This window comes from Enterobacter sp. Y17 (genome assembly GCF_019730495.1).
GTDB classification, from domain to species: domain Bacteria; phylum Pseudomonadota; class Gammaproteobacteria; order Enterobacterales; family Enterobacteriaceae; genus Enterobacter; species Enterobacter asburiae_B.
Genome location: NZ_JAASKP010000001.1, coordinates 2,700,937 through 2,722,526, shown reverse-complemented (window position 1 = coordinate 2,722,526; position 21,590 = coordinate 2,700,937). Strand labels below are relative to the sequence as shown.

General features: G+C 56.0%; 18 protein-coding genes. All 18 read left to right on the top strand.

The window, feature by feature from the left end; translation table 11 throughout:
- Positions 1-156 precede the first annotated feature (156 nt).
- The 18 genes from mraZ to secA all read left to right on the top strand — a co-directional run bounded on the left by mraZ (position 157) and on the right by secA (position 21,555).
- The gene (gene mraZ, locus HCH49_RS12815) at positions 157-615 is read left to right on the top strand and encodes a division/cell wall cluster transcriptional repressor MraZ (protein ID WP_021240528.1); all 459 of its coding nucleotides are present in this window, start codon (positions 157-159) and stop codon (positions 613-615) included.
- Between the two features lie 2 nt (positions 616-617).
- Positions 618-1,559: a 16S rRNA (cytosine(1402)-N(4))-methyltransferase RsmH gene (rsmH, locus tag HCH49_RS12810; RefSeq protein WP_021240527.1), complete on the top strand. Its 942-nt coding sequence runs from the start codon at positions 618-620 to the stop codon at positions 1,557-1,559.
- On the top strand, positions 1,556-1,921 hold the full coding sequence (gene ftsL / locus HCH49_RS12805) for a cell division protein FtsL (RefSeq protein ID WP_008501989.1): 366 nt from the start codon (positions 1,556-1,558) through the stop codon (positions 1,919-1,921). Before rsmH ends, ftsL begins: the two co-directional genes overlap by 4 nt.
- A gap of 15 nt (positions 1,922-1,936) precedes the next feature.
- Positions 1,937-3,703, top strand: a complete 1,767-nt coding sequence (locus HCH49_RS12800) for a peptidoglycan glycosyltransferase FtsI (RefSeq protein WP_033144627.1) — start codon at positions 1,937-1,939, stop codon at positions 3,701-3,703.
- Entirely contained in the window at positions 3,690-5,177 is a 1,488-nt protein-coding gene (gene murE / locus HCH49_RS12795; RefSeq protein WP_221702774.1) for a UDP-N-acetylmuramoyl-L-alanyl-D-glutamate--2,6-diaminopimelate ligase, read from the top strand. The genes HCH49_RS12800 and murE overlap by 14 nt, the downstream gene beginning before the upstream one ends.
- Positions 5,174-6,532 carry a UDP-N-acetylmuramoyl-tripeptide--D-alanyl-D-alanine ligase gene (murF, locus tag HCH49_RS12790; RefSeq protein WP_221702773.1) on the top strand — a complete coding sequence of 453 codons (1,359 nt, stop codon included), beginning with the start codon at positions 5,174-5,176 and terminating at the stop codon, positions 6,530-6,532. The genes murE and murF overlap by 4 nt, the downstream gene beginning before the upstream one ends.
- Positions 6,526-7,608 (top strand): phospho-N-acetylmuramoyl-pentapeptide-transferase, encoded by a 1,083-nt coding sequence (gene mraY / locus HCH49_RS12785; protein WP_008501985.1) that lies wholly within the window; start codon positions 6,526-6,528, stop codon positions 7,606-7,608. Before murF ends, mraY begins: the two co-directional genes overlap by 7 nt.
- A 2-nt stretch (positions 7,609-7,610) precedes the next feature.
- A complete protein-coding gene (gene murD / locus HCH49_RS12780) occupies positions 7,611-8,927 on the top strand; it encodes a UDP-N-acetylmuramoyl-L-alanine--D-glutamate ligase (RefSeq protein WP_221702772.1) in 1,317 nt (438 codons plus the stop codon).
- Complete coding sequence (ftsW, locus tag HCH49_RS12775) at positions 8,927-10,171, top strand: cell division protein FtsW (RefSeq protein ID WP_023310395.1); 1,245 nt, start codon at positions 8,927-8,929, stop codon at positions 10,169-10,171. Before murD ends, ftsW begins: the two co-directional genes overlap by 1 nt.
- Positions 10,168-11,232: an undecaprenyldiphospho-muramoylpentapeptide beta-N-acetylglucosaminyltransferase gene (murG, locus tag HCH49_RS12770; RefSeq protein WP_221702771.1), complete on the top strand. Its 1,065-nt coding sequence runs from the start codon at positions 10,168-10,170 to the stop codon at positions 11,230-11,232. Before ftsW ends, murG begins: the two co-directional genes overlap by 4 nt.
- Before the next feature lie 56 nt (positions 11,233-11,288).
- Positions 11,289-12,764, top strand: a complete 1,476-nt coding sequence (gene murC, locus HCH49_RS12765; protein ID WP_033144631.1) for a UDP-N-acetylmuramate--L-alanine ligase — start codon at positions 11,289-11,291, stop codon at positions 12,762-12,764.
- Positions 12,757-13,677, top strand: coding sequence for a D-alanine--D-alanine ligase (locus tag HCH49_RS12760; RefSeq protein ID WP_058840536.1), 921 nt, complete (start codon positions 12,757-12,759; stop codon positions 13,675-13,677). Before murC ends, HCH49_RS12760 begins: the two co-directional genes overlap by 8 nt.
- Before the next feature lies 1 nt (position 13,678).
- Positions 13,679-14,521, top strand: a complete 843-nt coding sequence (gene ftsQ, locus HCH49_RS12755; protein ID WP_023310399.1) for a cell division protein FtsQ — start codon at positions 13,679-13,681, stop codon at positions 14,519-14,521.
- Positions 14,518-15,774, top strand: coding sequence for a cell division protein FtsA (ftsA, locus tag HCH49_RS12750; RefSeq protein ID WP_023334508.1), 1,257 nt, complete (start codon positions 14,518-14,520; stop codon positions 15,772-15,774). The genes ftsQ and ftsA overlap by 4 nt, the downstream gene beginning before the upstream one ends.
- Positions 15,775-15,837: 63 nt before the next feature.
- Positions 15,838-16,989: a cell division protein FtsZ gene (ftsZ, locus tag HCH49_RS12745; protein ID WP_008501978.1), complete on the top strand. Its 1,152-nt coding sequence runs from the start codon at positions 15,838-15,840 to the stop codon at positions 16,987-16,989.
- Between the two features lie 101 nt (positions 16,990-17,090).
- Positions 17,091-18,008, top strand: coding sequence for a UDP-3-O-acyl-N-acetylglucosamine deacetylase (gene lpxC / locus HCH49_RS12740; protein WP_008501977.1), 918 nt, complete (start codon positions 17,091-17,093; stop codon positions 18,006-18,008).
- Between the two features lie 279 nt (positions 18,009-18,287).
- Entirely contained in the window at positions 18,288-18,791 is a 504-nt protein-coding gene (gene secM, locus HCH49_RS12735) for a secA translation cis-regulator SecM (protein WP_221702770.1), read from the top strand.
- 58 nt (positions 18,792-18,849) lie between these two features.
- A complete protein-coding gene (gene secA / locus HCH49_RS12730; RefSeq protein ID WP_023310402.1) occupies positions 18,850-21,555 on the top strand; it encodes a preprotein translocase subunit SecA in 2,706 nt (901 codons plus the stop codon).
- The last annotated feature ends 35 nt before the right edge of the window (positions 21,556-21,590 follow it).

Here is a 21,590-nt window from a genome sequence, read left to right as displayed (position 1 = left end):
TTGTGCAGTTATTAACCAGGACTGTTTATCTCTGTAAATAGAGGGCTTTCGGGTCCTTATAGGGAGAGTCCTGGCTTGACAAGCTTTTCCCTCGCTCCGTAAACTCCTTTAGGTGGGAATTTGTGGGTTAAAGTGGTGAGGAGGGGTGAGACTGGCATGTTCCGTGGAGCTACGTTAGTCAATCTCGACAGCAAAGGGCGTTTATCGGTACCAACCCGATACCGCGACCAGCTGATTGAGAACGCTGCGGGTCAAATGGTTTGCACCATTGACATTAACTCCCCCTGCCTGCTGCTTTACCCCTTGCCTGAATGGGAAATTATTGAGCAAAAGCTGTCGCGACTGTCGAGCATGAATCCGCAGGAACGCCGCGTGCAGCGGCTGTTATTGGGACATGCCAGTGAATGTCAGATGGATAACGCAGGGCGGTTACTGATTGCCCCTGTGTTGCGGCAACATGCCGGTCTGACCAAAGAAGTGATGCTGGTCGGGCAGTTCAACAAGTTTGAACTGTGGGATGAAACGACCTGGTATCAACAGGTCAAGGAAGATATCGACGCTGAGCAGTCTGATTCCGCGACATTATCGGAACGGCTGCAGGACTTGTCTCTATAAATATGATGGAAAATTATAAACACAAAACGGTGTTACTGGACGAGGCCGTAAACGGTCTGAATATTCGTCCGGATGGCATCTACATTGATGGCACGTTTGGTCGCGGTGGTCACTCGCGTTTGATTCTCTCCCAGCTTGGAGAGGAAGGACGTCTGCTGGCAATCGATCGCGATCCGCAGGCAATTGCCGTTGCACAAACCATCAATGACCCACGCTTTTCCATCGTGCATGGACCTTTCTCTGCGCTCGCGGATTATGTTGCCGAGCGTGGCCTGACGGGCAAGATCGACGGGATTCTTCTCGATCTTGGCGTCTCTTCACCCCAACTTGATGATGCTGAACGTGGTTTCTCCTTTATGCGTGATGGTCCGCTGGATATGCGTATGGACCCGACGCGCGGTCAGTCTGCCGCTGAGTGGTTACAGACCGCTGACGAAGCAGATATTGCATGGGTCATCAAAACGTTTGGCGAAGAGCGCTTTGGCAAACGTATTGCGCGCGCCATCGTTGAGCGCAATCGCATTGAGCCCATGACCCGCACCAAAGAGTTGGCCGAAGTGATCGCGGCGGCGACACCGGTGAAGGATAAGCACAAACATCCCGCGACCCGTACCTTCCAGGCGGTTCGCATCTGGGTAAACAGTGAACTGGAGGAAATAGAGCTGGCGCTAAAAAGCTCGCTCGACGTGCTGGCCCCGGGTGGGCGGTTATCCATCATCAGCTTCCATTCGCTGGAAGACCGTATTGTGAAACGCTTTATGCGTGAGCAAAGCCGCGGTCCACAGGTGCCAGCGGGGCTGCCGATGACGGAAGAACAACTCAGGAAACTGGGTGGCCGTCAGTTGCGAGCATTAGGCAAGTTGATGCCGGGCGAAGAAGAAGTGGCAGAGAATCCACGCGCCCGTAGTTCAGTGCTGCGTGTTGCAGAGAGGACGAACGCATGATCGGCAGAGTGACAGAGACCCTAAGCAAAGTTAAGGATTCGTTAGGAAGCAACGAGCGCCATGCCTTGCCTGGCGTGATCGGCGACGATCTTTTGCGGTTTGGGAAACTGCCACTCTGTCTGTTCATTTGCATCATTGTCACGGCAGTTACGGTGGTGACCACCGCCCACCATACACGTTTATTGACTGCGCAACGCGAGCAGATGGTACTGGAACGCGATGCGCTGGATATTGAATGGCGAAATCTGATCCTTGAAGAAAACGCGCTCGGCGATCACAGCCGGGTTGAACGGATCGCAACGGAAAAGCTGCAGCTGCAGCATGTTGATCCTTCGCAGGAAAATATCGTAGTACAAAAATAAGGGAAAACGCGACGCATGAAAGCAGCGGCAAAAACGCTAAAACCAAAACGTCAGGAAGAACAGGCCAACTTTGTCAGTTGGCGTTTTGCGTTGCTTTGCGGCTGCATTTTACTCGCTCTGGGTTTTCTGCTGGGACGCGTGGCCTGGCTGCAAATCATCGCCCCTGACATGCTGGTGCGTCAGGGCGACATGCGCTCCCTGCGCGTCCAGGAAGTGTCGACATCCCGCGGGATGATCACCGACCGCTCGGGTCGTCCGCTGGCGGTGAGCGTGCCGGTGAAGGCGATCTGGGCCGATCCTAAAGAACTGCATGATGCTGGCGGGATCACGCTTGATAACCGCTGGAAGGCCCTTGCGGATGCGCTGAAGATGCCGCTGGACCAGTTAGCTTCACGCGTAAATACGAACCCGCGAGGGCGCTTTATCTATCTGGCGCGTCAGGTGAACCCTGACATGGCGGACTACATCAAAAAATTGAAGCTGCCTGGGATCCATCTGCGTGAAGAATCCCGTCGTTACTATCCATCCGGCGAAGTGACTGCTCACCTCATTGGCTTTACTAACGTTGATAGCCAGGGGATTGAAGGCGTTGAAAAAAGCTTTGATAAATGGCTCACCGGCCAGCCCGGCGAGCGTATTGTGCGTAAGGACCGCTATGGTCGCGTGATCGAGGATATTTCCTCTACGGACAGCCAGGCCGCGCACAATCTGGCCCTGAGTATTGATGAGCGGCTACAGGCGCTGGTTTACCGCGAGCTGAACAATGCCGTGGCCTTCAACAAAGCGGAATCGGGCAGTGCCGTGTTAGTTGACGTCAACACGGGTGAAGTGCTGGCGATGGCCAATAGCCCGTCCTACAACCCTAACAATCTTACCGGTACGCAGAAGGATATTATGCGTAACCGTACCATCACCGACGTGTTCGAACCGGGTTCGACCGTTAAGCCGATGGTGGTCATGACTGCCCTTCAGCGCGGTATCGTCAATGAAAACACCGTCCTGAATACCATTCCATACCGAATTAACGGCCACGAGATCAAAGACGTGGCGCGCTACAGCGAATTGACCCTGACCGGGGTGTTACAGAAGTCGAGTAACGTCGGTGTTTCAAAGCTGGCGTTAGCGATGCCGTCCTCAGCGTTAGTAGAGACTTACTCACGTTTTGGACTTGGAAAGGCGACCAATTTGGGGTTGGTCGGAGAACGCAGTGGCTTATATCCTCAAAAACAACGGTGGTCTGACATAGAGAGGGCCACCTTCTCTTTCGGCTACGGGCTAATGGTGACACCGTTACAGTTAGCGCGAGTCTACGCAACGATCGGCAGCTATGGCGTTTATCGTCCGCTGTCGATTACCAAAGTTGATCCACCGGTTCCCGGCGAGCGTATCTTCCCGGAATCAACCGTCCGTACGGTTGTTCATATGATGGAAAGCGTGGCGCTCCCCGGCGGCGGCGGCGTTAAGGCGGCAATCAAAGGTTATCGCATCGCCATCAAGACCGGTACGGCGAAAAAAGTAGGGCCGGACGGCCGCTATATCAACAAATACATTGCCTATACCGCAGGCGTTGCGCCTGCAAGCAATCCGCGTTTTGCGCTGGTGGTCGTGATAAACGATCCACAGGCGGGTAAATACTACGGCGGCGCCGTCTCCGCGCCTGTGTTCGGGGCTATCATGGGCGGCGTGTTACGCACCATGAACATCGAACCGGATGCGCTGGCGACGGGCGAAAAAAGTGAATTTGTAATTAATCAAGGCGAGGGTACAGGTGGCAGATCGTAATTTGCGCGACCTTCTCGCTCCGTGGGTGCCAAATGCACCGGAGCGAGCACTGCGAGAGATGTTACTGGACAGCCGCGTGGCTGCTTCTGGCGATCTTTTTGTGGCGGTGGTCGGTCATCAGGCGGACGGGCGTCGTTATATCCCGCAGGCGATTGCGCAAGGTGTGGCTGCCATTATTGCTGAGGCGAAAGATGAGGCAACCGACGGTGAGATCCGTGAAATGCACGGGGTGCCGGTCATCTATCTCAGCCAGTTAAACGAGCGTCTTTCCGCGCTGGCAGGACGTTTTTATCACGAACCTTCCGACCAGCTGCGCCTGGTCGGCGTCACGGGTACGAACGGTAAAACCACTACCACTCAGCTGATGGCGCAGTGGGCCCAGCTGCTGGGTGAAACCGGTGCGGTGATGGGTACCGTGGGTAACGGCCTGCTGGGCAAAGTGAGCCCGACGGAAAACACCACCGGCTCGGCCGTAGACGTACAGCATGTGCTTGCCGGTCTGGCAGGGCAGGGGGCAACCTTTGCTGCGATGGAAGTCTCTTCGCACGGTCTGGTTCAGCACCGCGTCGCGGCGCTGAAATTTGCCGCTTCCGTGTTTACCAACCTGAGCCGCGATCATCTTGATTATCACGGTGATATGGAGCATTACGAAGCCGCGAAATGGCTGCTGTTCTCTACTCACCATTACGGACAAGCCATCATCAACGCCGACGACGAAGTGGGCCGCCGCTGGCTGGCGAAGCTGCCGGATGCGGTTGCGGTGTCGATGGAAGACCATATCAATCCCAACTGCCACGGCCGCTGGCTGAAGGCGGTTGAGGTGAATTATCACGACAGCGGGGCGACAATCCGCTTTGCCTCTTCCTGGGGTGAAGGCGAAATTGAAAGCCGCCTGATGGGCGCGTTTAACGTCAGCAACCTGCTGCTGGCGCTGGCAACGCTGCTGGCGCTGGGTTATCCGATGGCTGAACTGCTGAAAACCTCAGCGCGTCTGCAGCCGGTTTGCGGCCGTATGGAAGTGTTCAGCGCGCCGGGCAAACCGACCGTTGTGGTTGATTATGCCCACACGCCGGATGCGCTGGAAAAAGCGCTGGAAGCGGCGCGCCTGCACTGCGCCGGTAAGCTCTGGTGCGTGTTTGGCTGCGGCGGCGATCGCGATAAAGGCAAACGCCCGCTGATGGGGGCTATTGCCGAGCAGTTCGCAGATATTCCGGTTGTGACCGATGACAACCCGCGTACCGAAGAGCCGCGCGCCATCATTAATGACATTCTGGCGGGCATGCTGGACGCGGGCCGCGCTCGCGTGGTGGAAGGGCGTGCGGAAGCCGTGACCAACACCATCATGCAGGCGCAGGAGAATGATGTTGTCCTGCTGGCGGGCAAAGGCCATGAAGATTATCAGATCGTTGGCAATCGCCGTCTGGACTACTCGGACCGCGTAACGGCAGCTCGTCTGCTGGGAGTCGTGGCATGATTAGCATCACGTTAAGCCAGGCCGCTGCCATCCTGCAGGGCGACCTGCACGGGCTGGACCTGACCATTGATGCCGTAACGACGGACACCCGCAAAATCACCGCAGGCTGTCTGTTTGTGGCGCTGAAAGGCGAGCGTTTTGACGCGCATGATTTTGCGGAACAGGCCAAAGAGAACGGCGCCGGTGCGCTGCTCGTCAGCCGCAAGCTCGATATCGATCTGCCACAAATTGTGGTGAAAGATACGCGTCTCGCGTTCGGTGAGCTGGCCGCCTGGGTTCGCCAGCAGGTCCCTACGCGCGTTGTCGCCTTGACCGGTTCATCAGGCAAGACGTCGGTGAAAGAGATGACGGCGGCGATCCTCAGCCAGTGCGGGAATACGCTTTATACCGCGGGCAACCTCAATAATGACATCGGCGTGCCGATGACATTACTCCGCCTGACCAAAGAACATGAATTTGCGGTAATCGAGTTAGGGGCAAACCACCAGGGCGAAATCGCCTGGACCGTGAGCCTGACTCGCCCGGAAGCCGCGCTGGTGAATAACCTCGCGGCGGCGCATCTGGAAGGCTTTGGCTCGCTGGAAGGCGTAGCTAAAGCCAAAGGTGAGATTTACACCGGTCTGCCGGATGACGGTATCGCCATCCTGAACGCCGACAACAACGACTGGCTGAACTGGCAAAGCATCATTGGTTCGCGTAAAACCTGGCGCTTCTCGCCGAATGCGGCAAACAGTGATTTTACCGCGACCAATATCCACGTGACGTCGCACGGCACGGAGTTCACCCTCACCACCCCAACGGGTGGCGTCGATGTGCTGCTGCCGCTGCCGGGTCGCCATAACATCGCCAATGCGCTTGCGGCGGCGGCGTTGTCGACGGCGGTGGGCGCGTCGCATGAAGCGATTAAGACCGGGCTGGCGAACCTGAAAGCCGTGCCGGGGCGTCTGTTCCCGATTCAGCTTTCGGAAAACAAGCTGCTGCTGGATGACTCCTACAACGCGAACGTGGGCTCGATGACGGCGGCGGTGCAGGTGTTATCTGAAATGCCGGGCTACCGCATCATGGTGGTGGGCGATATGGCAGAGCTGGGCGACGAAAGCGAAGCCTGCCATTCCCAGGTCGGTGAAGCGGCGAAAGCGGCAGGGCTGGACTGCGTGCTGAGCGCAGGAAAACTGAGCCAGGCGATTAGCCAAGCCAGCGGCGTTGGCGAGCATTTTGCTGACAAATCCGCGTTGATAGCGCGCCTTAAGGCGTTGATTACCGAAAAACAAATTGTGACTGTGTTAGTGAAAGGTTCACGTAGTGCCGCCATGGAAGAGGTTGTGCACGCATTACAGGAGAACGGGACATGTTAGTTTGGCTGGCCGAACATTTGGTCAAATATTATTCAGGCTTTAACGTCTTTTCGTATCTGACGTTTCGCGCCATCGTCAGCCTGCTGACTGCGCTGTTCATCTCATTGTGGATGGGCCCGCGCATGATTGCCCGTCTGCAAAAACTCTCTTTCGGCCAGGTTGTGCGTAACGACGGTCCGGAATCGCACTTCAGCAAGCGCGGCACGCCGACCATGGGCGGGATCATGATCCTGACCGCCATCGTCGTTTCCGTGTTGCTGTGGGCCTATCCCTCCAACCCGTACGTCTGGTGCGTTCTGACAGTACTGGTGGGTTATGGGATCATCGGTTTTGTGGACGATTACCGCAAAGTCGTCCGCAAAGATACCAAAGGCCTGATCGCGCGCTGGAAGTATTTCTGGATGTCGGTGATCGCGCTGGGCGTGGCCTTCGCGCTGTATCTGGCAGGCAAAGACACGCCTGCCACCGAGCTGGTCGTGCCGTTCTTTAAAGACGTGATGCCGCAGCTGGGGCTGTTCTACATCCTGCTGGCCTACTTTGTGATTGTCGGTACCGGCAACGCCGTTAACCTGACCGACGGTCTGGATGGCCTGGCCATTATGCCAACCGTCTTTGTGGCCGCCGGTTTTGCGCTGGTGGCGTGGGCGACCGGTAACATGAACTTTGCGAACTACCTGCACATCCCTTATCTGCGCCATGCGGGTGAGCTGGTGATCGTCTGTACGGCGATTGTCGGCGCGGGGCTGGGCTTCCTGTGGTTCAACACCTATCCGGCGCAGGTCTTTATGGGTGACGTCGGTTCTCTGGCTTTGGGCGGTGCGCTCGGCATTATCGCCGTACTGCTGCGTCAGGAGTTCCTGCTGGTGATCATGGGCGGCGTGTTTGTGGTTGAAACCCTGTCGGTGATTTTGCAGGTCGGTTCCTTCAAGCTGCGCGGTCAGCGCATCTTCCGTATGGCGCCGATTCACCACCACTATGAACTGAAAGGCTGGCCGGAGCCGCGCGTGATTGTGCGCTTCTGGATTATTTCGCTGATGCTGGTGCTGATTGGCCTGGCAACGCTGAAGGTACGTTAATCATGGCAGATTACCAGGGCAAAAAAGTCGTTATCATCGGGTTGGGCCTCACGGGGCTCTCCTGCGTGGACTTTTTCCTCGCACGCGGCGTGACGCCACGCGTGATGGATACGCGTGTCTCTCCGCCGGGTCTGGACAAACTGCCGGAACAGGTTGAACGCCACCTTGGTGGTCTGAATGAAGACTGGCTGCTGGCAGCCGATCTGATTGTCGCAAGCCCAGGTATGGCGCTGGCGCATCCTTCGCTGAGCGCTGCCGCGGATGCGGGCGTTGAGATTGTCGGCGATATCGAGCTGTTCTGCCGCGAAGCGCAGGCGCCTGTTATCGCCATTACCGGTTCTAACGGTAAAAGCACCGTCACCACCCTGGTGGGTGAAATGGCGAAAGCGGCGGGCATGAACGTCGGCGTTGGCGGTAACATTGGTTTACCCGCTCTGATGCTGCTGGATAAAGGCTGCGAGCTGTATGTTCTCGAGCTTTCCAGCTTCCAGCTGGAAACGACCTCCAGCCTGCACGCTGCGGCTGCGACGATCCTCAACGTGACTGAAGACCATATGGACAGGTATCCATTTGGTCTGCAGCAGTATCGTGCCGCCAAGCTGCGCGTTTATGAAAATGCCAAAGTCTGCGTTGTTAACGCCGATGACGCGCTGACCATGCCGGTGCGTGGCGCAGACGATCGCTGTATTAGCTTCGGTATCACGATGGGGGATTACCACCTGAACCGTCAGCTGGGCGAAACCTGGCTGCGCGTGAAGGGTGAGAAAGTGCTGAACGTGAAAGAGATGAAGCTCACTGGTCAGCACAACTATACCAATGCCCTGGCGGCGCTGGCGCTAGCGGATGCAGTAGGGCTGCCGCGCTCCTCCAGCCTGAAAGCGTTAACCACGTTTTCTGGTCTGGCGCACCGTTTCCAGCTGGCGCTGGAGCACAACGGCGTGCGCTGGATCAACGACTCCAAAGCCACCAACGTCGGAAGCACGGAGGCCGCGCTGAACGGTCTGCACGTTGACGGCACCCTGCATTTACTGCTGGGCGGCGACGGTAAATCAGCTGATTTTTCCTCCCTGAAGCCGTATCTCGCCGGAGATAACGTCCGCCTGTACTGCTTCGGGCGTGACGGCAGCGAGCTGGCTGAACTGCGCCCTGAGGTTGCCGAGCAAACCGAAACCATGGAACAGGCGATGCGGCTGATTGCCCCTCGCGTGAAGCCAGGCGATATGGTGCTGCTCTCTCCGGCCTGTGCCAGCCTCGATCAATTCAAGAATTTCGAACAGCGTGGTGATGTCTTTACCCGCCTGGCGAAGGAGTTAGGCTAATGCGTTTATCTCTCCCTCGCCTGAAAATGCCGCGCCTGCCAGGATTTGGGATCCTGGCATGGGTATTTGCGGCGCTCAAAGGCTGGGTGATGGGCTCTCGTCAAAAAGATAACGACAGCCTGGTCATGTACGATCGCACGCTGTTCTGGCTCACGATGGGGTTGGCGGCGGTAGGCTTTATTATGGTCACGTCAGCGTCAATGCCCGTCGGGCAGCGTCTGGCGAACGATCCTTTCCTGTTTGCCAAGCGTGATGGTCTTTACATCATCCTGGCGTTCTGTCTGGCGCTGGTGACCTTGCGCCTGCCGATGGAGTTCTGGCAGCGGCACAGTACGGCGATGCTGATCGCCTCGATTATTATGCTGCTGATCGTACTGGTGGTGGGGAGCTCTGTTAACGGGGCATCACGCTGGATCGCCTTTGGCCCGCTGCGCATTCAGCCTGCGGAATTTACCAAACTCTCCCTGTTCTGCTACCTGGCAAACTACCTGGTGCGTAAGGTAGATGAAGTGCGTAACAACCTGCGCGGCTTCTTAAAACCGATGGGCGTGATTCTGGTGCTGGCGGTATTACTGCTGGCGCAGCCTGACCTCGGTACCGTTGTCGTGCTGTTCGTTACCACCCTGGCGATGCTGTTCCTGGCGGGCGCGAAGCTGTGGCAGTTCATCGCTATTATCGGGATGGGGATTTCGGCGGTTGTGCTGCTGATCCTCGCCGAGCCTTACCGTATTCGCCGTGTGACCTCGTTCTGGAACCCGTGGGAAGATCCCTTCGGCAGCGGTTATCAGCTGACACAGTCGCTGATGGCCTTTGGTCGCGGTGAAGTCTGGGGGCAGGGGCTGGGTAATTCGGTACAGAAACTGGAGTATTTACCGGAAGCGCATACTGACTTCATCTTCTCCATTATTGCGGAAGAACTGGGTTATATCGGTGTGGTATTAGCGCTTTTAATGGTATTCTTCGTCGCTTTCCGCGCCATGTCTATCGGCCGGAAAGCGCTGGAGATCGATCACCGCTTCTCAGGATTCTTAGCCTGTTCAATTGGTATCTGGTTTAGCTTCCAGGCATTGGTTAACGTCGGGGCCGCAGCGGGTATGCTGCCGACCAAAGGTCTGACGCTGCCGTTGATCAGTTATGGTGGTTCGAGTCTGTTGATTATGTCGACGGCCATCATGTTTTTGTTGCGCATAGATTATGAAACACGTCTGGAAAAAGCCCAGGCGTTTACACGAGGTTCACGATGAATCAACCGAAGCGGTTAATGGTGATGGCAGGCGGTACCGGCGGACACGTGTTCCCGGGGCTGGCGGTTGCGCACCATTTAATGGATCAGGGCTGGCAGGTACGCTGGCTGGGAACCGCAGACCGCATGGAAGCCGACCTGGTGCCGAAGCACGGTATTGAGATCGACTTTATTCGTATTTCCGGCCTTCGGGGCAAAGGCCTCAAGGCAATGCTGCTGGCACCGGTGCGTATTTTTAACGCCTGGCGCCAGGCGCGCACCATCATGAAGCGCTTTAAGCCAGATGTGGTGCTGGGCATGGGCGGCTATGTCTCTGGTCCTGGCGGGCTGGCGGCGTGGTCGTTAGGCATTCCCGTTGTGCTGCATGAGCAGAACGGAATTGCCGGTCTAACCAACAAGTGGCTGGCGAAAATCGCTACCAAAGTTATGCAGGCGTTTCCCGGTGCGTTCCCGAAAGCGGACGTGGTGGGTAACCCGGTGCGTGTCGACGTGCTGGCGCTCCCGCTGCCGGACGCTCGCCTGACGGGCCGTGAAGGGCCGGTTCGTGTACTGGTCGTCGGCGGCTCTCAGGGCGCACGCATTTTAAACCAGACGATGCCGCAGGTTGCCGCAAAGCTGGGGGATACCGTGACCATCTGGCACCAGAGCGGAAAAGGCGTTCAGCAGACCGTTGAGCAAGCTTACGCCGAAGCGGGGCAGCCGCAGCATAAAGTCACAGAATTTATCGACGACATGGCGGCGGCGTATGCCTGGGCCGATGTCGTGGTTTGTCGTTCAGGCGCGCTGACGGTGAGCGAGATCGCCGCCGCGGGTCTGCCGGCCCTGTTTGTGCCGTTCCAGCACAAAGACCGACAGCAGTACTGGAATGCGCTGCCGCTTGAGAAAGCCGGTGCCGCGAAGATTTTTGAACAACCACAATTTACCGCCGACGCGGTCGCCACCACCCTGGCGGGCTGGAACAGAGACGCACTGCTGGAGATGGCGCAACGCGCACGCGCGGCCGCTATCCCTGATGCGACGGAACGGGTGGCAAAAGAAGTGAGCCTGGCAGCCCAGGCTTAACCCTCGCAGCGCGTTTTGCGCTGCACGAATTTTAAGTAGTCGATGGCGTTTAGAGAATGAATACACAACAACTGGCAAAACTGCGTTCAATCGTGCCCGAGATGCGTCGCGTCCGGCACATTCACTTTGTTGGCATCGGTGGTGCTGGCATGGGCGGTATTGCCGAAGTGTTAGCTAACGAAGGTTATCAGATCAGCGGGTCTGACCTGGCGCCAAACCCTGTTACGCAGCAGCTGGCGTCGCTTGGGGCGACTATCTATTTCAACCATCGTCCAGAAAATGTGCGCGATGCGAGCGTGGTGGTGGTCTCCAGCGCCATCTCCTCTGACAACCCGGAAATCGTTGCCGCGCACGAAGCGCGCATTCCGGTGATCCGCCGTGCAGAAATGCTGGCGGAACTGATGCGTTTCCGTCACGGCATCGCCATTGCCGGGACCCACGGTAAAACCACGACCACGGCGATGGTCTCCAGTATTTATGCGGAAGCGGGTCTCGACCCGACGTTCGTCAACGGCGGTCTGGTCAAAGCCGCAGGCGTACACGCGCGTCTGGGCCACAGTCGTTATCTGATTGCCGAAGCGGATGAGAGCGACGCGTCGTTCCTGCACCTGCAGCCGATGGTGGCGATTGTCACTAACATCGAAGCTGACCATATGGATACCTACCAGGGCGACTTCGAGAACTTAAAGCAGACCTTCATCAACTTCCTGCACAACCTGCCATTCTATGGACGCGCGGTGATGTGCGTAGACGATCCGGTGATCCGCGAGCTGCTGCCGCGCGTGGGTCGTCAAATCACCACTTACGGCTTCAGCGAAGACGCTGACGTCCGCGTGGAAGAGTACAAACAGATTGGTGCGCAGGGGCATTTCACGCTGGCGCGTCAGGACAAAGAACTGCTGCACGTCACGCTGAATGCGCCAGGTCGCCATAACGCCCTCAATGCCGCAGCGGCTGTGGCCGTCGCGACGGAAGAAGGCATTGATGATGATGCGATTCTGCGCGCGCTGGAAAGCTTCCAGGGCACCGGTCGTCGCTTCGACTTCCTCGGTGAATTCCCGCTGGACGCCGTGAACGGTAAAGCCGGCACTGCGATGCTGGTGGACGACTACGGCCACCATCCGACCGAAGTCGACGCCACCATTAAAGCCGCACGTGCAGGCTGGCCGGACAAAAATCTGGTGATGGTCTTCCAGCCGCACCGCTTCACGCGTACGCGCGATCTGTACGACGATTTCGCCAGCGTCCTGTCACAGGTAGACACCCTGTTAATGCTGGACGTGTACGCCGCAGGCGAGACGCCGATTCCGGGGGCCGACAGCCGCTCTCTGTGTCGTACCATCCGTGGACGCGGTAAAGTTGACCCTATTCTGGTTTCTGACCCTGCACAGGTGGCGGAAATTCTGGCACCGGTTCTGACAGGTAACGATTTGATTCTGATTCAGGGCGCGGGAAATATTGGCAAAATCGCCCGTACCTTAGCTGAAATCAAACTGAAGCCGCAAACCCAGGAGGATGAGCATCATGGCTGATAAGATTGCTGTCCTGTCTGGCGGCACCTCCGCCGAGCGCGAGGTTTCCCTGAATTCCGGCGCGGCTGTGCTGGCGGGCTTGCGTGAAGCTGGCGTCAATGCGCACCTGGTCGACCCAAAAGAGGTCGACGTGACGCAATTAAAAGCCATGGGCTTCGATAAAGTCTTTATCGCTTTGCATGGTCGCGGCGGCGAAGACGGCACCCTGCAGGGGCTTCTGGATTTGATCGGCATGCCTTACACCGGCAGCGGCGTGATGGCCTCCGCTATCTCTATGGACAAACTGCGCAGCAAGCTTCTGTGGCAGGGCGCGGGGTTACCCGTTGCGCCATGGGTTGCGCTGACGCGTCGCGAATTTGAATTGGGCCTGCCGGATAGCGTTAATGCACGCATTGCTGAGCTGGGCTTACCGGTTATTGTAAAGCCCAGCCGGGAAGGCTCCAGCGTGGGAATGTCCAAAGTCGACAAAGCTGAAGATCTTTCGTCCGCTTTAGCACTGGCATTTCAACATGATGAAGAAGTTCTGATTGAAAAATGGCTCAGCGGGCCGGAATTTACCGTCGCGATGCTTGGCGAAGAAATTTTACCGTCAATTCGTATCCAACCGGCCGGAACCTTCTATGATTATGAGGCGAAGTATCTCTCTGATGAGACGCAATATTTCTGCCCTTGTGGTCTTGAAGCTGAGCGTGAAGCAGATTTACAGTCCCTGGTGCTTAAAGCCTGGCATATTCTGGGTTGTCAGGGCTGGGGACGCATCGACGTGATGCAGGACAGTGACGGACAATTTTATCTGCTGGAAGCGAATACCTCTCCGGGAATGACCAGCCACAGCCTTGTGCCGATGGCCGCGCGTCAGGCGGGGATGAGCTTCTCGCAGTTAGTCGTACGCATTCTGGACCAGGCGGGCTGATATGTCTCAGGCTGCATTGAACACGCGCAACCGCGATGACGAGGACGAATACGCCTCCTCACGCCGCAGTAATGGAACGCGTCTTGCAGGCATCATTTTCCTGCTCGGGGTGCTGTGCACCGTGTTTATCAGCGGCTGGATGGTCCTGGGCTGGATGGAAGATGCGCAGCGGTTGCCGCTTTCTAAGCTGGTGGTCACCGGTGAGCGTCACTACACGCGTAACGACGATATTCGCCAGTCAATTCTGGCGCTGGGCTCGCCTGGCACCTTTATGACGCAGGACGTCAACATTATCCAGAGCCAGATAGAACGTCTGCCATGGATAAAACAGGCGAGCGTAAGAAAGCAATGGCCTGATGAATTGAAGATTCATCTGGTTGAATATGTGCCCATTGCGCGTTGGAATGATCAGCACATGGTTGACGCAGACGGAAACTCCTTCAGCGTCCCGGCCGATCGTGTCAACAAGCAAAATTTACCGATGTTGTATGGCCCGGAAGGTAGCGAAAACGAGGTGTTACAAGGTTTTCGCGAAATGGGTCAGGTGCTGGCGAAGGACAGGTTTACGTTAAAAGATGCTGCCATGACGGCGCGCCGTTCCTGGCAGCTGACGTTAACGAACGGCATTAAGCTCAACCTGGGACGCGGCGACACAATGAAGCGTCTGGCGCGTTTTGTCGAACTTTACCCGGTTTTACAGCAGCAGGCACAGACTGACGGCAAACGGATAAGCTACGTTGATTTGCGCTATGACTCAGGCGCAGCAGTCGGTTGGGTACCGGCTCCGGTCGAGGAACCTAATCAGCAACAGAATCAGGCACAGGTACAGGCAGAACAACAATGATCAAGGCGACGGACAGAAAACTGGTAGTTGGACTGGAGATTGGCACCGCGAAGGTTGCCGCTTTAGTAGGGGAAGTTCTGCCCGACGGTATGGTCAATATCATTGGCGTAGGCAGTTGCCCGTCCCGTGGTATGGATAAAGGTGGGGTAAACGATCTTGAATCGGTGGTGAAATGCGTTCAGCGCGCCATCGATCAGGCTGAACTGATGGCAGATTGCCAGATTTCTTCTGTCTATCTGGCCCTTTCTGGTAAGCACATTAGCTGCCAGAACGAAATCGGTATGGTGCCGATTTCCGAAGAAGAAGTGACGCAGGAAGACGTTGAAAACGTCGTGCACACGGCGAAATCCGTGCGTGTCCGCGACGAGCATCGCGTGCTGCATGTCATTCCGCAGGAATATGCAATTGACTACCAGGAAGGGATTAAGAACCCGGTCGGCCTTTCTGGCGTACGTATGCAGGCAAAAGTGCACCTGATCACATGTCACAACGATATGGCGAAGAACATTGTAAAAGCCGTTGAACGTTGTGGCCTGAAAGTTGACCAACTTATTTTCGCGGGTCTGGCGGCAAGTTATTCCGTGCTGACCGAAGATGAACGTGAACTGGGTGTCTGTGTGGTCGATATTGGTGGTGGTACAATGGATATCGCCGTGTATACCGGCGGTGCGTTGCGCCACACTAAAGTGATCCCTTATGCCGGGAACGTTGTGACCAGCGATATTGCTTACGCTTTTGGTACGCCGCCGAGCGATGCAGAAGCGATTAAAGTGCGCCACGGCTGTGCGCTGGGGTCTATCGTTGGCAAAGATGAGAGCGTTGAAGTGCCGAGCGTCGGTGGTCGTCCACCGCGTAGCCTGCAGCGCCAGACGTTGGCAGAGGTGATTGAGCCGCGCTATACCGAGCTGCTCAACCTGGTCAATGAAGAGATTTTACAGTTACAGGAACAGCTTCGTCAGCAAGGCGTTAAACATCATCTTGCGGCGGGGATTGTATTAACCGGCGGTGCAGCGCAAATTGAAGGTCTTGCGGCCTGTGCTCAGCGCGTATTCCATACGCAGGTGCGTATTGGTGCGCCGCTGAATATCACCGGTTTAACGGATTATGCTCAGGAGCCGTATTATTCAACGGCTGTGGGCCTGCTCCACTACGGGAAGGAATCTCATCTCAGTGGTGAAGCAGAAGTGGAAAAACGCGTCTCAGTGGGGTCGTGGGTCAAACGACTGAACAACTGGTTGCGAAAAGAGTTTTAATTTTTTTAAGAGACCGGAGAGAATTAGCGGTCTCGGGCGACAGGCACAACGGAGAGAGAAATTATGTTTGAACCTATGGAACTGACCAACGACGCGGTGATTAAAGTCATCGGCGTCGGTGGCGGCGGCGGTAACGCCGTAGAGCATATGGTGCGTGAACGCATTGAAGGTGTTGAATTCTTCGCAGTTAACACCGATGCGCAGGCACTGCGTAAGACGGCTGTTGGCCAGACTATCCAGATCGGCGGTGGTATCACCAAAGGGCTGGGAGCAGGGGCTAACCCGGAAGTCGGCCGTAATGCGGCTGAAGAAGATCGTGAAGCGCTGCGCGCTGCACTGGAAGGTGCGGACATGGTCTTCATCGCAGCAGGTATGGGTGGCGGTACCGGTACCGGCGCAGCACCTGTTGTGGCTGAAGTGGCAAAAGATTTAGGTATCCTGACCGTTGCTGTCGTGACCAAGCCTTTCAACTTTGAAGGCAAGAAGCGTATGGCCTTCGCGGAGCAGGGTATCACCGAGCTGTCCAAGCATGTGGACTCGCTGATCACCATCCCGAACGACAAGCTGTTGAAAGTTCTGGGTCGCGGTATTTCCCTGCTGGACGCATTCGGTGCAGCAAACGACGTGCTGAAAGGCGCGGTTCAGGGTATCGCTGAACTGATTACCCGTCCTGGCCTGATGAACGTTGACTTTGCAGACGTTCGCACCGTGATGTCCGAAATGGGCTACGCGATGATGGGCTCTGGCGTGGCGAGCGGTGAAGACCGTGCTGAAGAAGCGGCTGAAATGGCTATCTCTTCTCCACTGCTGGAAGATATCGATCTGTCTGGTGCGCGCGGCGTGCTGGTCAACATTACCGCTGGCTTTGACCTGCGTCTGGATGAGTTCGAAACCGTGGGGAACACCATCCGTGCGTTCGCCTCTGACAACGCTACCGTGGTAATCGGTACTTCCCTTGACCCTGAAATGAACGACGAGCTGCGTGTTACCGTTGTTGCGACCGGTATCGGTATGGACAAGCGTCCTGAGATCACCCTGGTGACCAACAAGCAGACTCAGCAACCGGTAATGGATCGTTACCAGCAGCACGGTATGTCTCCTCTGACTCAGGAGCAGAAACCGGCCGCGAAAGTGGTGAACGACCCAACGCCGCAAACGGCGAAAGAGCCAGATTATCTGGATATCCCGGCGTTCCTGCGTAAGCAAGCTGACTAAGAATTGGCTGGAATTAGGGGATTTGCGCTCTTTGTGCTAAACTGGCCCACCGTTAGTGATATACACTCTCGGTTGGATAGTTAATTTGGCGAGATTATACGATGATCAAACAAAGGACTCTTAAACGTATCGTTCAGGCGACTGGTGTCGGTTTACATACCGGCAAGAAAGTCACGCTGACGTTACGCCCTGCGCCGGCCAATACCGGGGTCATCTATCGTCGCACCGACTTGAATCCACCGGTAGATTTTCCGGCCGATGCCAAATCTGTGCGTGATACTATGCTCTGTACTTGTCTGGTGAACGAGCATGACGTGCGGATTTCTACCGTAGAGCACCTGAACGCCGCCCTGGCGGGTCTGGGTATCGACAACATTATTGTTGAAGTCGATGCGCCAGAAATCCCGATTATGGATGGCAGTGCTGCACCGTTCGTCTATCTGTTGCTGGATGCCGGCATCGAAGAACTGAACTGCGCGAAGAAATTTGTACGCATCAAAGAGACCGTTCGCGTCGAAGATGGCGACAAGTGGGCTGAATTCAAACCGTACAATGGTTTCTCGTTGGACTTTACCATCGACTTTAACCATCCGGCGATTGACTCCAGCACCCAACGCTATGCGATGAACTTCTCTGCTGATGCGTTTATGCGCCAGATCAGCCGAGCCCGTACATTTGGCTTCATGCGTGATATCGAATATCTGCAGTCCCGTGGCTTGTGTCTGGGCGGCAGCTTCGATTGTGCCATCGTTGTTGACGATTATCGCGTACTGAACGAAGACGGCCTGCGTTTCGAAGATGAATTCGTTCGTCACAAAATGCTGGATGCTATCGGCGACCTGTTCATGTGTGGTCACAACATCATTGGTGCATTTACCGCGTTCAAATCCGGTCATGCGCTGAACAACAAACTGTTGCAGGCCGTCCTGGCAAAACAGGAAGCCTGGGAATATGTGACCTTCGAAGACGAAGCTGAACTGCCGCTGGCTTTCAAAGCACCAAGCATGGTTCTGGCGTAACGGTTCAAACCGTTTCGTAAAAAAATCGACTGGTTAACCTGGTACTCTCTCCGACCAGGAAGACCAGTCGTTTTTATTTTTACCCTTCTTCGTTTACCCCAGCGCTATCTCTCGTTTGTCTTACTCAGAAAATATGTGCGTTAGCTGCATTCTTGACCGTTTTTCTCCGCGGCGGCACCTCATTCCTGCTGATGTATATTGGCTTTAGTGGTACTATCTGGGCGCTAAAATGAATAACTGAACTCAGCCTCTGCAAGGCTGGCTTATTGGGTGGAGCAGGTGAGCGGAATACTGACGCGCTGGCGACAATTTGGCAGACGTTACTTCTGGCCGCATCTCTTATTAGGGATGGTCGCGGCGAGTTTCGGCTTGCCTGCGCTCAGCAACAGTGCCGAAGCGGCGACGCCCGCAAAAACCTCCACCACTAAACACGATCTCAGCACGCGGGTTAACTTCACTAACCTCGCGTGGCTTGAAGCTAGTCGCCGCCCAAACTTCACCGTCGATTACTGGCACCAGCACGCTATCCGCACCGTTATCCGCCATCTGTCCTTTGCGATGGCACCGCAGGCCATGCCTGTTGCGGAAGAGGCGCTGCCGGTGCAGGCTCAGCATCTTGCCCTGCTGGACACGCTCAACGCGCTGCTCACGCAGGACAGCCAGCCGCCGGTCATGGTTCGTCAGACAGCGCAGCGTGCGTTTGTTTCACCAGCTTCATTCTCTGTTTCAACCTGGATTAGCCAGGCTCACGGCATTCGTGCCGGGCCGCAACGCCTCAGCTAAATTAACTTTTTCAATACCTTAATTTATCTGCCCACAATGGGGCGTTTGAGAATTTATTATGCTAATCAAATTGTTAACTAAAGTTTTTGGTAGTCGTAACGATCGTACCTTGCGCCGTATGCGCAAAGCTGTTGCCGTCATCAACGGTATGGAACCGGCGATGGAGAAGCTCTCTGATGACGAGCTGAAAGCGAAAACGGCGGAATTCCGTGCGCGTCTGGAAAAAGGTGAAACCTTAGAAAGCCTGATCCCGGAAGCGTTTGCTGTCGTGCGCGAAGCGAGTAAGCGCGTATTCGGCATGCGTCACTTCGACGTTCAGCTGCTGGGTGGTATGGTGCTCAACGAGCGCTGCATCGCGGAAATGCGTACCGGTGAAGGTAAAACCCTGACCGCAACGCTGCCGGCTTACCTGAACGCGCTGACCGGTAAAGGCGTTCACGTGGTTACCGTCAACGACTATCTGGCGCAGCGTGACGCCGAAAACAACCGCCCGCTGTTCGAATTCCTCGGTATGACCGTCGGCATCAACATGTCCGGCCTGCCTGCACCAGCCAAGCGCGAAGCGTATAACGCGGATATTACCTACGGCACCAACAACGAATACGGCTTCGACTACCTGCGAGACAACATGGCGTTCAGCCCGGAAGAGCGCGTACAGCGTAAGCTGCACTATGCGCTGGTGGATGAGGTTGACTCCATTCTGATCGATGAAGCTCGTACCCCGCTGATCATCTCCGGCCCGGCTGAAGACAGCTCAGAGATGTACCGTAAAGTCGACAAAATCATTCCACACCTGCTGCGCCAGGAGAAAGAGGACTCGGATACCTTCCAGGGTGAAGGCCACTTCTCCGTAGATGAAAAAGCTCGCCAGGTGAACCTGACCGAACGTGGTCTGGTGAAAATTGAAGAGCTGCTGGTCGCTGAAGGCATCATGGAAGAGGGCGAGTCCCTGTACTCTCCGAGCAACATCATGCTGATGCACCACGTGACCGCTGCACTGCGCGCCCACGCGCTGTTTACCCGCGACGTCGATTACATCGTTAAAGACGGCGAAGTGATCATTGTCGATGAACACACCGGCCGTACCATGCAGGGACGTCGCTGGTCTGACGGTCTGCACCAGGCTGTGGAAGCCAAAGAAGGTGTGGATATTCAGAATGAAAACCAGACGCTGGCGTCTATTACCTTCCAGAACTACTTCCGTCTGTACGAGAAGCTGGCGGGGATGACCGGTACTGCTGATACCGAAGCGTTTGAATTCAGCTCCATCTACAAGCTGGATACCGTGGTCGTTCCAACCAACCGTCCAATGATCCGTAAGGATATGCCGGACCTGGTGTACATGACCGAAGCGGAAAAAATTCAGGCGATCATCGAAGATATTCGCGACCGCACTGCCAATGGCCAGCCGGTTCTGGTGGGGACCATCTCCATCGAGAAATCTGAAGTGGTTTCTCACGAGCTGACTAAAGCGGGTATCAAACATAACGTTCTGAACGCCAAATTCCACGCCAAAGAAGCGGACATTGTTGCGCAGGCGGGTTATCCGGCTGCCGTAACCATTGCCACCAACATGGCGGGTCGTGGTACCGATATTATGCTGGGCGGTAGCTGGCAGGCTGAAGTGGCGGAGCTGGAAAACCCAACGCCAGAACAGATTGCGCAGATCAAAGCCGACTGGCAGGTTCGTCATGACGCCGTTCTGGCTTCCGGCGGTCTGCACATTATCGGTACAGAGCGTCACGAGTCTCGTCGTATCGATAACCAGCTGCGTGGCCGTGCGGGTCGTCAGGGTGATGCCGGTTCATCTCGCTTCTACCTGTCTATGGAAGATGCGCTGATGCGTATTTTCGCCTCCGACCGCGTGTCCGGCATGATGCGTAAGCTGGGGATGAAACCTGGCGAAGCCATCGAGCACCCTTGGGTGACTAAAGCGATCGCTAACGCACAGCGTAAAGTGGAAAGCCGCAACTTTGATATTCGTAAGCAGCTGCTGGAATATGATGATGTGGCTAACGATCAGCGTCGCGCAATCTATACTCAGCGTAACGAACTGCTGGACGTGTCCGACGTGAGCGAAACCATCAACAGCATTCGTGAAGATGTGTTTAAAGCCACCATCGACGCGCATATTCCACCGCAGTCTCTGGAAGAGATGTGGGATATCGAAGGCCTGCAGGAACGTCTGAAAAATGACTTTGACCTCGATTTGCCAATCAAAGAGTGGCTGGATAAAGAGCCTGAGCTGCACGAAGAGACCCTGCGCGAACGTATCTTTGAAACCGCGCTGGACGTCTACAAGCGTAAGGAAGAGGTAGTTGGCGCTGAAATGATGCGTCATTTCGAAAAAGGCGTGATGCTGCAGACGCTCGACTCCCTGTGGAAAGAGCACCTGGCGGCGATGGACTACCTGCGTCAGGGTATTCACCTGCGTGGCTATGCGCAGAAAGATCCGAAGCAGGAATACAAGCGTGAATCCTTCTCCATGTTTGCCTCGATGCTGGAATCACTGAAGTACGAAGTGATCAGCACCCTGAGCAAGGTTCAGGTGCGTATGCCGGAAGAAGTGGAAGCGATGGAGCAGCAGCGTCGTGAAGAGGCCGAGCGTCTTGCACAGATGCAGCAGCTGAGTCATCAGACCGACGACAGCGAAGCCGCAGCGGCGATCGCCGCGCAGACCGGCGATCGTAAAGTGGGCCGTAACGATCCGTGCCCGTGTGGTTCCGGTAAAAAGTACAAGGCGTGCCACGGCCGTCTGAGCTAAGTACATAAAAAAACAAAAAGGCGCAGATTTCTGCG